Genomic DNA, 14238 nt, shown 5'->3' with positions numbered 1-14238 from the left:
ATAGGTATTCCTTTTGGTTTATTTGTAGCAATTATAAATTATAAGGAATACCATCTTTTTTTTAAACTAAAAGTGTGCAATATCTATGGCTCTTAAACAGTATATATTTATGATATTACTTGAAAAATCTTGCAGTTTATGATATAATATATAAGTGTATAATCTTAATTAAATCAAGGTTAAATTATTATGAAAAATTCTCAAGTATTTATGGAAGGTATATGGAAAAATAACCCAACCTTCGTTCAGGTTCTTGGTATGTGTCCCAGCTTAGCAGTAACCAGCAGTGTTATGAATGCTATAGGTATGTCAGCAGCTACTATCTTTGTATTAGTATGCTCATCTGCTTTAATTTCACTTATAAAAAAGATTTATGCTAATGAAGTTAGAATTATGGGATACATTGTAGTTATAGCAGCTTTTGTTACTTTAACTGATATAGTTATGAAAGCTAAGTTTTATACTTTGTCTCTAGCTTTAGGTCCTTATATTCCTCTTATAGTTGTAAACTGTATTATATTGGGAAGAGCTGAGGCTTTTGCAAATAAAAACGGTATTATACCTAGTATATTTGATGCTTTAGGCAACGGTGTAGGTTTCTTCTTTGCTTTGACACTTCTTGCATCTGTCAGAGAGATATTAGGAAACGGTACTTGGCTTGGTTTTGATATAGTAGGAAGCATAAGAGGTTTTGTAGAATCTGCTATGCCTTTTGCTTTGAATGCCTATAATGAAATTACAACTCCTTGGGTTGTTATGATTATGGCTCCGGGTGCTTTCTTTACTTTAGGTACTTTAATTGCTATAAAAAGAGCCATAGATGCTAGAGGAGGAAAAGCTAATGGTTAATTTAATTTTACTTTTTGTTGCTACTGTATTAGTTAATAATTTCGTATTAACTAAATTTTTGGGTATATGTCCTTTCTTGGGAGTATCAAATAAATTAGATTCTGCAATAAGTATGGGTATTGCTGTTACTTTTGTACTTGTACTTACTGCCGCTGTAAGCTGGATGATTCAATACTATATATTAGTTCCTTTTAAAATTGAATTCCTCCAAACTATATTATTTATTATAGTTATAGCAGCTTTGGTTCAGTTTGTAGAGATGGTTGTTAGAAAAACTAGCGAAAGTTTGTATTTATCTTTAGGTATTTATTTGCCTCTTATAACTACTAACTGCTGTGTATTAGGTTTGGCTTTATTTGGAGTATTATACAAATATAATTTTATACAGAATATAGTATTTGCTTTGGGAGCAGGAGTAGGATTTACATTGGCATTAGTTATAATGGCTAGCATAAGAGAGCGTTTATCTACTGCTGATATACCTCAGGCATTTAGAGGACCTGCTATGCCTTTCATAACTGCAGGAATACTTGCTCTTATATTCTATGGTTTCTCTGGTATAATCAAAATATGATTATTATTAGTGTGTTAGAAGTTATTTAAAAGGATAATAAAAATGATGACATCTGTTTTGGTAGCTTCAATATCTTCAGGCTTAATTGCTTTGATATTGGCTGTTTTATTGATATTTTCTTCTAAAATTTTTAAAGTTGAAGTTGATGAGAGAGTTACTCAATTAACTGAAATGCTTCCTGGTGCTAACTGCGGAGGATGCGGTTTTCCAGGCTGTGCTCAGTTTGCTAAGGCTTTAGTTGATGATAAAGCTCCTGTAGACGGCTGTTCTGTTGGAGGAGCTAATACTGCTGCTAAAGTTGCAGACTTCTTGGGTAAAGTAGCACCTGCTCAAAAAGAGAGAACAAGAGCTTATATTTTCTGTCATGGACATAATGGTATAGCAAAATCTGATAAAGTATATAATGGTGCTGATACTTGTGTTTCTGCTGTTATGGCTGGTGGAAATAAAAACTGTTCTTACGGCTGTGTTGGTTTTTATGATTGTATGAAGGCATGTGAGTTTGGTGCTATTATTAAAGATGAAAAAACTGGAATGCCTGTTATTGTTGAAGATAAATGTGTATCATGTAATGCATGTGTTAAGGCTTGTCCTCAAAAACTTATAGAAATACACCCTGTTTCTCAAGAGTTCCATGTATATTGTAAATCTAAAGATAAAGGTCCTATTGCTAAAAAGGCTTGCGACAGAGCTTGTATAGGATGCGGTATTTGTGTTAAAGCTACTAAAGAGGGCGGTATGAAAATAGATAATTATCTTGCTATAGTTAATTATGATGATTATTCTATTACAAATGAAAGTATAGCTAAATGTCCTACTAAATCTATTACTAATGAGAGAGTAAATTCTGTAAAAGATCTTTCAGAAGTTAAACAGGCATAAAATTAATTAATTTGTGAATATAAAAAAACAAGAGTTTATAATTAATAGACTCTTGTTTTTTTATTTCATTTTTTAATATTAATAATTTAAATTCATATTAAATCTATCATTTATTAATGGTATTATATTCATTACTGGCTCTTCATAGGGGTGAACTTCTTTCATAACCTTAATAATATTTTCCACATTTTTTATATCGGTTGAAAACTCTACTTTATCTTCAGGAGCTTTTGATATTTTATCAACTTCTCCGTCAAAAGGATTAGCTCCTTCTAAAGGACGCCAATACCCAGTAATTTTTGTTACAGACATTACATTATCATAGCTGCCTACACCTAAAGCTCCTATACTATTTAAAGCCTCTCTTAATTTATCAGTGTATTCTTCTGGTATATATATTTCTATTTTTACTTTTTTAAAATCCATAAAATTTTATCCTTAAATTATAAATCTATATAATAAAGTACAATATCTTCATATTCATTATTTTTATTAAGATATCCCTTTTTTACTATTCCTATTTTATTAAATCCAATTTTTTCATATAGTTTATGAGCAGCATTATTGGACACTACAACAGCGTTAAACTGTAGTATTTTATATCCAAGCTCAGCACCTTTTTTAATAGAATCTCTTACTAAAGCCTCTCCTATACCTTTACCCCTTGCATCTTTACTTACAGCATATGATGCATTGGATATATGTCCGCATCTTCCTATATTGTTTGGGTGAAGTATGTAAACTCCGTAGATTTTATCATCTTCATAAGCAATAGCAGTATAATCCTGAGAACTAAAGTATTTATGAGCCTCTTCTTCATTTGTGAGAGTTTCTATTTGAGGAAAATATATTCCTTCTTTTATTATCTCATTCCATATATTTAATGCTTCTTTAAGATATTTTTTTTCGTATTTTGCTATTTCCATTTTTGTACCCTTTTTAATTTATTTAATTTTGTTTTAGCCAATTTTTTCCTTTAAATATTCTAGCCATAAGCATTCCAACTCCTACATCATTAGTAGCATTTATTGTTGTAGCTGGGGCATCTGTTATTGTTCCTATTAATACCATTATAGGTATAGCCTCCTGTGGAAAATGGAATGCTGATATTATAAAAATCTCTCCTACATATCCGCCTGCTGGTATTGCTCCCATAACAGAAGCAGCAAGCACTGATACTAATATAGCAGTAATGATATTTTGAGGCTCTAATATATTAACATTAAACATACTGCACATAAAAGTAATTTTTAATACAGTTATCAATGCAGCTCCGGATTTATGAAGATTGCATCCCATAGGTATAGTTAAGTCATTAATATCATCTGGTATTCCTATATTTCTTCCAGCTATCAAATTTGTAGGTATTGTGGCTGCTGATGAGCAAGTTCCAAGTGATACTAAAGAAGGAGGTATAATATATTTCCAAAATAGTTTTACACCTTTTATTCCAGCCCCAAGATATGCAAATATTGTATTTGATAAAAAATAAAATACAATAGCAGCTATAAAATATATTATCAAAGCCCTAGATAAAGGACCTGATAATTCAGCCCCATTTTGTCCTACCAAAACAGCAAAAAAAGCACCTAGTCCTATAGGAGCTAAATACATAACATATGAAACTACTTTAGATATAATCACAGTTAAAGAGCCAAATAATTTTACTGCCTGTTTTCCAGCATCTCCTGATTTAACTGCAGCAATTCCTACAAACATGGCAAATACTATTAATGCCATCAAATTTTGTCTTGACCATAAAAGATTAAAATCATTTACAGTAAACATAGATAATATATTTGAATTGCTTTTAATATTACTTATAGTTTCATTCATTACTATATTATAGCCTTCTGCTGGATTAAATATTATAGTTATTATTAGCATATAAATTGAAGCTATTATCTCTGCTAATAAAAAAATGATAATCATAACAGACAGCACTTTTCCTAATTTGTTTGTGTTTTCCATATTTGATATAGAATACACTAATGAAACAAATATCATAGGTACAACACAGCAGTATAGCAGATTTAAAAACACATCGGCTATAGGCTGAAGTACAGCTGCTTTTTCTCCAAATACTGCCCCTATAACTGCACCTAATATCATTGAAAAAATTAATATAAATGAAAACTTATAATTTTTTAAAATATTCATATATAATACTCCCAAACTATTATATTACTGTAATAGGTTACATGAAAAAAATTAATAAGTCAATATATTTTATATCTTTACATCAAATAAAGATTATACTGGAAATTTTTAAGTTTATCAATTTTTATGTTGTTCTTTTTCCCGCCGCAAAAAGAACCAAAAAGTGCAAGTGTAAAAATAATACTAAATAGTACTAATTATGTTTTACATGTAAAATAAATTGTAAAATTTAGCCAGAAATACAGCCTTTTTGCTTCTTTGTGCCACACCGAAGGCGGACAGCGTCACAAAAGAACTGGGGGTTGCCACAGGCACGCAGGGCGTGGCACGACTGTGAAGCCCCGCAAATATCAAAAATTACAAAGTTAATTTTTTGACAAACCATATTTGTTTAGGTATATACCAATTTATTATACTTTAAAATAATTTTTGTTATTTGATAAAAATATTAATTTTTATATCTATTGCAATCTTACTCTAAGTGTATCGTCTATATAACTTGAAGGTATATTATTAAGAGATCTAATTTTTGATTCCATATCATTTCTAAAGTCTTTATTTGTATTATTTTCATCTTTTCCTTTTTGAGCTATAAAATTTCCATTTTCATCAACATAGCTTTTTCCACTGTATATGTATGAAGATAAAGCCACTCTATAATACTGTTTTTCATTAATAGCTTTACCATTTAATTTAGCCGATATTAATTTTCCATCTCTGCTGTATACAACTTCCATTCCTCTGGATACTTGTAAAAAACTTCCTCCTGAATTTGTAGGAATTACTGTGCTGTTTTTACAAGATATCTTAAGTAAATCAAGTATATCTTTTCCAGTTAATGATATTAATATTACCTCATTATCAAATGATGAAATAGTCATTATATTTGCTAATGTTATATCTCCTTTACTAAACCCTTCCCTAATGCCTCCAGCATTAATCAAAACCATATCAGCTTTATCGCCTTCCTGATTGGAATCTAATACCAAGTCGCATATGAAATTTCCTAATGCTGTAGACTGCTGTCTTATAGTAACAACATCATAAGGCAAATCCATAGGCAATGTACCTATTTTTATATTAGATTTAATGTCAACTTCCTTTTTCATTTCATTAACTAAAGCAAGCATATCAGCATCTTGCTTTATTGTTTCATCCATTGCAACTAATTTATAATTAAAGTTTGAAACCTTCCCATTATTTAGGTTTATATTTATATTTCCTAGATAATGTCCGTAAGAACCTGCCTGCACTATAGGAGTACCATTAACAATTTCAGCTTTTTCCATAACAGTATGTGTATGACCTCCTATTATAAAATCAAATTTATTAGGTATGGCCTTAGCAATTTCTACATCCATATTATATCCTGCATGGCTTAGAAGTATTGTAACGTCATTAGTAGTATTTAAAGGTATATCTTCCATGAATTTATTTAATGCAGTTATTTCATCTTCAAGTATCAAATTTTTAAGATCATTTGGATTATATCCTGAATTTTTTGATGTTACCCCTACTACAGCAATTTTTATTCCATTGATATTTGTAACCATATAAGGCTTTGCATAATAGCTGTTATTATTCTTATTTTTTATATTTACTGAAAGAGTAGGGAAATTTCTATCTTTCATTATTTTATTAAAATTATCTAATCCATAATCTGTAAAATGATTTCCTATTGTTACCGCTCCTACTCCAAGTTTATTCATAATTCTTACTTCATCATCACCTTTAAAAATTGTTGAATATATACTTCCTATCGTTGTGTCACCCGCATGAAGAACCAAAACATTATTATTAGTAGCTCTTACCTGTTTTATATACGATGCTCTTCTAGCTGCTCCATACTTTCCGTTTTCCTCTTCATCTTTTCCATGTGTATCATTCATATGTATTATAATAAGATTTCCTGATGAAGCCTCTTGTGAGTTTAAAATATTATTTTGGCATAATAAAATTGTCATTAAAACAAAAATAAAAATATAGTAATTTTTTCTAAGCATAAAATTATCCCATTGTTAATTATAGTATTATTTAATAAATATTGTATATAAAAAATTAATAAAATATATTTACTTCTAAATATATTTTATTAAAAAATGAAATACTATTATTTAGTTTAAATTACTATATTTTAAAATAAACAATATATAATTCCTAAATTATAGAATTTTGTAAATTATTATTATTTAAATAATAAAAAAGGCGATACCTTAAAAAAGATACCGCCCTTAAAAAATCTATTATAAAATTTAAGATATTAAATTATTTAGCCTCTATAACAACTTTATACTGTCCGTCATAACCAAATACTTCTGGGTTATACATCTCTTCAGCTTTAGTAGCAGGAAGCAAATATTCACCAGGTGTGGCTGCTCTAACTACATATTTGTATACATGCTCTCCCTTATCAAGAATATCGGCAAATAACAATATTTTATCATTGTAGTTTTCAGTATGATTAAATCCGCCCCACCAGCTTGTATCTTGATTGCCAGTAATGTTTTTAACTTCGCTTCTTTCTGTAGCAAATGAAGAGTTTAATATTCTCATACCAGAAGCAATAGGAGTGTCAACTACTACAAAATGTCTCTCATAAGGAACTGTAACTTTCACTACAACAACATATTCTTCGCCTTGTTTGAATTTATCTTTTGTAAGGTCTAATACTTTTCCGTCTTTAGTTTGATACTCTCTTACAACTTTTATTCCAGCATCTCTATTAACAGCCAAATCACGAGGTGCATAAGTAAGTCTTACTCCGTAATAAAGTCTGCCGTCTCCATTTCTTTTAATATTTGCTAAAGCACTTCTAGTATTTAAATTGCTTAATCTGTCATTCATAAACTCATCTAAAGCATAATTTTTTGTTAGGCTAGGCTGAGTTCTGGAACTGAATGTTTCTGCAAGTAAAGTTTGTCCCTGATATATAAACTCTGCTTTGAAATTAGGACTAACATTTTCATATTTTTTATAATACATATTCATAGCAGCAAATACTGAAACATTATCCTGAGTATTTAAATATCTTCCGTTTTTTCTTGACTGAACAAGCCAGCGAACCACTTTTTCATTAACAGCATTGTCATATCCTGTTTCTATCAATGCATATAAAGCAACAGAAGTATCTCTTACTGATGAAGAGTGTATCCAATAAAGATTAGCATATCTTCCTTCAAGTTCATAATGAGCAGTAGTAGGGTCTTCTTTAATAGTATTGAGTATATACTGTCTTACATTAGTAAATGCATTATTATCGTATTTGTTATAATACATTGCTCTCATTAACTGAACCTGTCCGTAGAAAGGTATATTATTAACTTCTGGGTATATTCTGTCTATTATAGCTTTTACATCATTAGAATTGTATCCGCCTTCAGCAAGAACTGCCGCAATGTAGGCTATAGAAGATAAATTAATGTATTCATCATTCCAGAAGCTAGGTTTTTCAGCATTTCCGCTTTTAGCATAATTGTTTATGTATTCTAATGCCAACTGTAAAGAGTTTTCATCAATAGTGTATCCCTCTTTTTTAGCCTTAATCATAGCATCAGCAGCATAAGCAGTAAGCCAAGGAGATATCCAAGTTTTGCTAGGCCAGTATGAGAATCCTCCATTAAGACTTTGATATGTCGGCATAGTTTTCAAGAAATCAGTTACTGTTTTATCTAATTCTGCCTCTGCTATATCAGTAAGTTTCATGTCTACTAATAATCTTTTGCTTGTTATTATAGGATAAACTCTTGATAACTGCTGTTCTAAACAAAGATAAGGATAATTAATAAGATAATTAATTCCTCCAGAAAGCTCACTGAATGCACTAGGAGACATATAAACTTCCAAACTTCCAGCACCTTTATACGCTTCTGTAATATTAGGTACTCTTATCATCAAGTCGGTATTGTTGTTTGTAGTGCTTGAGAATACTGCAACAGATTCTGTAGTCATAGGTACATTAACTTCAAATGATTTCTCTACAGCATCAGTATATTCTCCGCCTTTAGCAAGTATTGTAACTTTAGCCTCTCCTCTGTTTGTAGCTATAATATCAAATCTAACATCAGCATTTCCGCCTTTAGGAACTGTTATTTTTTGAACATCATTTTCTATCATAGCATTAGAAGCAGCAGCCTGAATTTCTATTTCCAAATCTTTATCAGAATAGTTGTAAACCAAAGTGCCAGCTTTTAATTTATCTTCAACATAAGCAAACTCTGGAAGTGTAGGCATAAGCATAATATTTTTCTTAACTACAACAACATCATCAGAAGCACCGAAATAACCGTCTTTATTTATAGCAGAAGCCATTATTCTAAATGATGTAATATTATCTGGTAAATTAAATGTAACTGTAGCTTTACCCTCAGCATCAGTTTTTACTCTTCCTTGATAGAAAGCAGTAGTAAGGAAATTTTTTCTTATGCTGAATACGTCCATACCCATAGCTTCAGCTTTATCCATCAGTGAAGCATTAGCTCTCATACCGTCTCCGCCCGGTATGTCTCCTTTTTCTCCATAGTTACGCTGACCTATCAAATGTATTCTTGTATCGGCACTTGCAACACTCAAAGGTCTTTTTCCATAGAATGTATTAAACCAATTAGGAGTTTTATATCCTATTAAATTTAATACTCCCACATCAACAACGCTTAACATTATCTCTGTTTCCATAGGTTTGCTTTCTTTTGTTTCAACATACAAATCAACTGTCATTTCATCGCGTGGTTCTAAGCTGTCAGCAGATTTTGTTATTTTTACATTAAGCTCTTTTTCACGCGGAGAAACTGAAAGTCCTGCATAACCTATTTTAAATGACGGCTTACCTTCATCAGTTGCATAATTAGTATAAGCCTCATTTTCAACTCTTCCTTTAACAAGTGAAACACCTACATAAACATTAGGCAAATATTCTGGTTTTATAGGTACTTCTATTAAAGCAGTAGAGCCTTCTATATTTGTTACAAAAGAATCTATTACATATTCTCTTTCAACTGTTACCAAAGCAGTGGCAGATTCATAAGGAGATTTTACCATTATTCTAGCTGTTTCATAAGGTTTATACTCTTCTTTTTCTGTTATAAGCTCTAGCAAATCATCATCAAACATAGCCCAAGGAGCATAATCTTTACCTATAACATACATATATTCATCAGAAGCAACTTCTCTGTTTTTAGAATCTTTTGCTCTTGCCAATACTATATAAAGTCCGGAGTTTGTAGGAGTAAAACTAAAAGCAACAGGGTCTTTAGCTGTTGCAACTGTGGCAGTTTCAACAACATCATCAATTTGTTTAGATTCCCATTCAAATCTTCCGCCTGTTATAGCCTTTCTTACAGATTCCCAATGTCTTCTTATAACCTGTACTTCTATTTTTTTGCCTTCAAGTCTGTTGCCTTCTGGGTCTGCTGCTATAAACTCTAATTGTGTAGGTTTATCAGTTTCTAAGAAATAGCCTTGTCTTTTTATACCTATATAATAATCGCTTCCATGAACTAATACGCTTTTAGTTGTGCTTACTCTTTGAGAATCCTCACCTGATACGGTTGACTCTATAGTAACATAAGCTGCATGTATTGAACGGCTTGCATCTACAGTAGGAGCATAAGCATATTCTCCGTTTTCATCTAATGAAGCTGTACCGTTTGCTATCATAGAATAATAATCATTATAATACTCATCTTCAAACCAGCTTAATTTTGTAAATCTGAATCCTGCATTATTAGGAGGAGTAAAGAAAGTTTCATTCATAGATATATTATAATCTACCTGATTAGATATCATAGGCTCGCCGAATAAATACCAGCCAGACATTTTTATAGGCATAGTATCGCCTAAATAATAATTTTTATCTTCAACCCATAATCTGCTTTCATATTCTAAAGGTTTAAACTCTTCTACTCTGAAACTTTGCGATAAACTGTATGAAGTATTTTCTTCTCTGTCATTATTGGACTCATTTTGAAATACTGCATTTACATTATAATAACCTGTAGGAGAATCGGCTGGAAGTGTGAAATCTATCAAATAAGAACCGTATTCATTTAAAGTAATTGTTCCTTTATGTATCTCTTCGCCTCTTGAATTGTTGATTGTAAATGTTCCGTTTTTTAAATCATTAGGTATCTGCCAGCTTCCTATTCTATTTTCTCTTATAACACCTTTTATATGTACCTCTTCTCCTGCTTTATAAATACCTCTTTCTGTAAACATAGAGCCGTTATAATCTTTAGTAGGAGGAGCATCATTATAGCTTATATCCATTCTCCAAGGTGAAACGCCTGTACCCCAATCACTATTTATGAAAGATACATCATCGCCTTTTGTAACTATAGCCCATTGTCTTGGTGATGACCATCTGCTTACTCTGCTTATTCCTAAAGCTCTGAATCCTTTAGTAGTAGCTATTCCGTTTTCATCAGTATCAGCTTTTTCTAATACTCTGTTAAAGTCATCTCTTATTTCTACAGTAGCTCCTTCAATAGGCATTCCCGTTTTTAAATCTGTTACGAATATTGTATTTGAATCTCCTGAGAATTTTCCTGTTACTCCCATAGATGTAATTTGTATCTGTGAAGATGATGAATAATCATACTGACTTTGATATCCAGTCTTACTTTTAAACTCTATTGATAAAAGTCCGTACTGTTTATTATTCATATAATTAGTTAAATAAAGTGCTGTTGTGATGTATCTGTTTCTTTCAACATCTGGAGTGTATTGTGTAGTGTTATTATACCCTAATAAGTTTTTATATTGATTTGTATAATTTCTAAACTCTGCACTTTCATCATATCTGTATACTTCCCTATTTACAAATAAAAATGGTATGATATTTTCTTTATCAACATATCTGCTTTGTATATTAATAGTATTAGGATTCATTACCTGTACTGGAAGTTTTATTCCTTCATAAGATTCAACAACTCCCATTCCAGAAGGTATAGAAAGGCTTGGATTATAGTCTGTAACATTTAATGTAATATTTTGTTCTTTTCCTAAAGTTTGACCGTAAGCATCTTTAAGACTTCCGTTTATTTTTATGTTGTATGTAACATTAGGATTAAATCTTAGTGAATAAAGCGAAAAACTTTTAGAGCTCCAAGAGTTCTCTTGAATATCCTCTTCTGTAGGAAGCTGAATTGCTGGAGTGATTTCAATATTTCTTATTAAGTCAGCCCATTCAACTCTTGTAGAAAAATTAATTCTAGGAGCTTCTGGAGAGTATGATGCTGTTACTGTCTGCTCACTGTTTCCATTGAAATAGAATTCATCATGTGTAGAAAAAGTAAAACTGTCATTATCTGCTGTTCCCAAATTTCCATTAATAGCAGCAAGCCCTTTTTCTATATGTACTGTTATTTTATCGTTCTTATCCAAAACCGTTTTAGGCTTTATAACTAGTACCTGTTCAAGTTTGTATTCATTAGTTTCCCATTCTCTTAAATCTTCTAGTCTTGCATATCTTACATCAAAATCTATATTTCTGTAGGTATTGCTTGAAATTAATTCTATATTTTCTTTGGCACTTTCAAGATATATAGGCATATTATAATAAACAACTATATTAACATCAGTAGCCAAATCTGACTGTCTGTCATAAGGCGAGCTTTTCTGCATTATAGGTCTTAAAGTATTAAAACTCCAAGTATAATCATTTTCTAATACTTCTCCCGTAAGTTCGCTTTTTATTCCCTTTTTAAGCGTAACTTCAATAGCAGTATTATCAGGCAAAGGCTCACTAGGATAAAAAGCTAAAGTATTAATAGAAAGCCATCTATAAGTACCTTTAACATCTACATTAAAACTGAAATATTCATTAGTTACTTCTTTTATAGACTGCAAAGCAACCATCTGCTGATTGAATGTTACAGTTATTGCTTCATAGTTATATCTGCTTGTATTTTCTCCTATTGGACTAGTTCTATCAATAGCAACAGCAGCAAACATACTTACCCCCATTATAAATAACATAATACCAGCATAATAAATAGTTTTCAATTTTAACATATTTAACATAAACTTCTCCGACAAACTATATTTTTGATTTTATAAAGTTATATCATATATAATTTAAAAGTAAACTATAAAAGTAAAAATATTTTATACATATTGTACTCTAATATTTTTTATTTACCATAAAATTACATATCATTATATAAAACTAAAAAAATATAAAAAAGTGCTGCGTTATTAAACAATTTTATCATATATATTAATTTCTTTATTCATTTTTGATAATTCAATAATAGTTTTTGCAAAATATATGCTGTCATTTAAACAAGGGCATAATATAAAATCTTTGATATCATATTTATTTAATGCTTCTTTTCTATATTCTATATCTATCTCATAAATTGTCTCGGAATTGTCTATAGTAAATGCCAAAGGGTATATTATTAATTTTTCTCCTCTGTATTTTTTTACCATGTCTATTGTTGTAGGGGAAAGCCATTCTAATTTTCCTATTTTTGACTGATAAGAAAGTACAATATCTTTAAAATGTAATCCTTCTTTATAAAGTTTCTCTTTTAATATTTCTGCATTGCAATTGCATTCATATCTATAAGGATCTCCTTTATCAATATACATTTTAGGTATAGAATGTGCTGAAAATATTAATATATATTCTTCACTGTTTTTATCTTTTATACAGTCTTTTATTAATTTAACTATAGAATTATTATAATATTCATTGTCATAGTATCTGTCTATTATATTTATTTTTGGATTATATTTTAATTTTTTCATAGCTTTATAAATACTTTCTAATGATGATTTTACAGTAACTTCTGAATACTGAGGATACATGCTGAATAATGTAATTTCTGTAACATTATTATGTTTTAATTCTTTTAATACATCATAAGCTGTAGGACTATTGTAATTCATCACATATTTATAATCTTTTGAGCTGTACAATTCATTAAGTTTATTAACTAACATTTCTGTATATTCATTTATTGGGGATTTTCCGCCTATTGCTTCATAGTGTTTTACTACATTAGGCTTAATCTTATTTACTATCTTTTTCGCTATAATGCTTCTCATAAAACTATTTTTTATATTTAATATATGATAATCATTAAACATATTGATTAAAAATGTATCCACTTCTTTTATGCTGTTAGCTCCTCCCATATTAAAAAGTATAACTGTTTCTTTTTTATCATTGTTCATAATATATCCTTATTAATAATTATTACTAATTAATATAATATATATTTAATTATTAGTCAAATTTAAAATAATATTTTATCAGCTATAAAATATATTAAACACATAATAATAAATAATATTCAGGAAGATTTGAATATAAAATCTATCAGTTGTTAAAAATATAGTAAAAATATGTTTATATTTGAAATAGTAATGTTTAGATCAATACCAATCGTATAAAGTTTATTAAGGTTATTTTTATTTTTTTATTATATACCTAAACAATTATATTTTGTCAAATTTTAGTTATTTATAAATGTCATTATAGTTTATTTGTAACATAATATATTTTTATTAATCAACAAAATATGTTTTATATGTATAGCAAATTACTTATTTGGTATAATAATAGGTAATCAGCCGCATACCACTTCGGGTACTTCCTCACTTCGTTCGGTCGCGTTTACATTTGATAAGAATAAACAATACCGTGCGTCCCGAACGAAGATGAGGGAGAGCTCGGTTGACAAACTTAAAAATTTTTAGTATATACCTAAACAAATATAGTTTGTCAATTTTCAAACAGATGAAAATTCTCTGCTAATGCTATTGATAGT

At 29.8% G+C, this 14238-nt stretch carries 9 protein-coding genes; 3 read left to right on the top strand and 6 right to left on the bottom strand.

Annotated elements, in window-relative coordinates; translation table 11 throughout:
* Positions 1-189: 189 nt before the first annotated feature.
* The 3 genes from Q1X91_RS11175 to Q1X91_RS11165 are packed head-to-tail and all read left to right on the top strand — an operon-like array spanning position 190 to position 2305.
* On the top strand, positions 190-849 hold the full coding sequence (locus Q1X91_RS11175; RefSeq protein WP_300757289.1) for an electron transport complex subunit RsxE: 660 nt from the start codon (positions 190-192) through the stop codon (positions 847-849).
* Positions 842-1423 carry an electron transport complex subunit RsxA gene (gene rsxA, locus Q1X91_RS11170; RefSeq protein ID WP_020004685.1) on the top strand — a complete coding sequence of 194 codons (582 nt, stop codon included), beginning with the start codon at positions 842-844 and terminating at the stop codon, positions 1421-1423. Before Q1X91_RS11175 ends, rsxA begins: the two co-directional genes overlap by 8 nt.
* Before the next feature lie 42 nt (positions 1424-1465).
* The gene (locus tag Q1X91_RS11165) at positions 1466-2305 is read left to right on the top strand and encodes an RnfABCDGE type electron transport complex subunit B (protein WP_300757284.1); all 840 of its coding nucleotides are present in this window, start codon (positions 1466-1468) and stop codon (positions 2303-2305) included.
* A gap of 78 nt (positions 2306-2383) precedes the next feature.
* Here Q1X91_RS11165 and Q1X91_RS11160 read toward each other — a convergent pair whose 3' ends face one another.
* The 6 genes from Q1X91_RS11160 to hemH form a co-directional block, all read right to left on the bottom strand.
* Positions 2384-2731: a cytochrome C biogenesis protein gene (locus tag Q1X91_RS11160; protein WP_300757282.1), complete on the bottom strand. Its 348-nt coding sequence runs from the start codon at positions 2729-2731 to the stop codon at positions 2384-2386.
* 17 nt (positions 2732-2748) lie between these two features.
* On the bottom strand, positions 2749-3231 hold the full coding sequence (locus tag Q1X91_RS11155; protein ID WP_300757279.1) for a GNAT family N-acetyltransferase: 483 nt from the start codon (positions 3229-3231) through the stop codon (positions 2749-2751).
* A gap of 22 nt (positions 3232-3253) precedes the next feature.
* Complete coding sequence (locus Q1X91_RS11150; RefSeq protein WP_300757276.1) at positions 3254-4465, bottom strand: dicarboxylate/amino acid:cation symporter; 1212 nt, start codon at positions 4463-4465, stop codon at positions 3254-3256.
* A 461-nt stretch (positions 4466-4926) separates the two neighbouring features.
* Entirely contained in the window at positions 4927-6468 is a 1542-nt protein-coding gene (locus Q1X91_RS11145) for a bifunctional UDP-sugar hydrolase/5'-nucleotidase (protein ID WP_300757274.1), read from the bottom strand.
* Positions 6469-6730: 262 nt separating this feature from the next.
* Positions 6731-12481 carry an Ig-like domain-containing alpha-2-macroglobulin family protein gene (locus Q1X91_RS11140; RefSeq protein ID WP_300757271.1) on the bottom strand — a complete coding sequence of 1917 codons (5751 nt, stop codon included), beginning with the start codon at positions 12479-12481 and terminating at the stop codon, positions 6731-6733.
* A 174-nt stretch (positions 12482-12655) separates the two neighbouring features.
* On the bottom strand, positions 12656-13642 hold the full coding sequence (hemH, locus tag Q1X91_RS11135) for a ferrochelatase (RefSeq protein WP_300757268.1): 987 nt from the start codon (positions 13640-13642) through the stop codon (positions 12656-12658).
* Positions 13643-14238: the final 596 nt, after the last annotated feature.

Origin of the sequence: uncultured Brachyspira sp. (assembly GCF_949287625.1) — a bacterium.
Classification (GTDB): Bacteria; Spirochaetota; Brachyspiria; order Brachyspirales; family Brachyspiraceae; genus Brachyspira.
The sequence above is the reverse complement of the archived record's forward strand: the minus strand, read 5'-3'. Positions and strand labels throughout refer to the sequence as shown.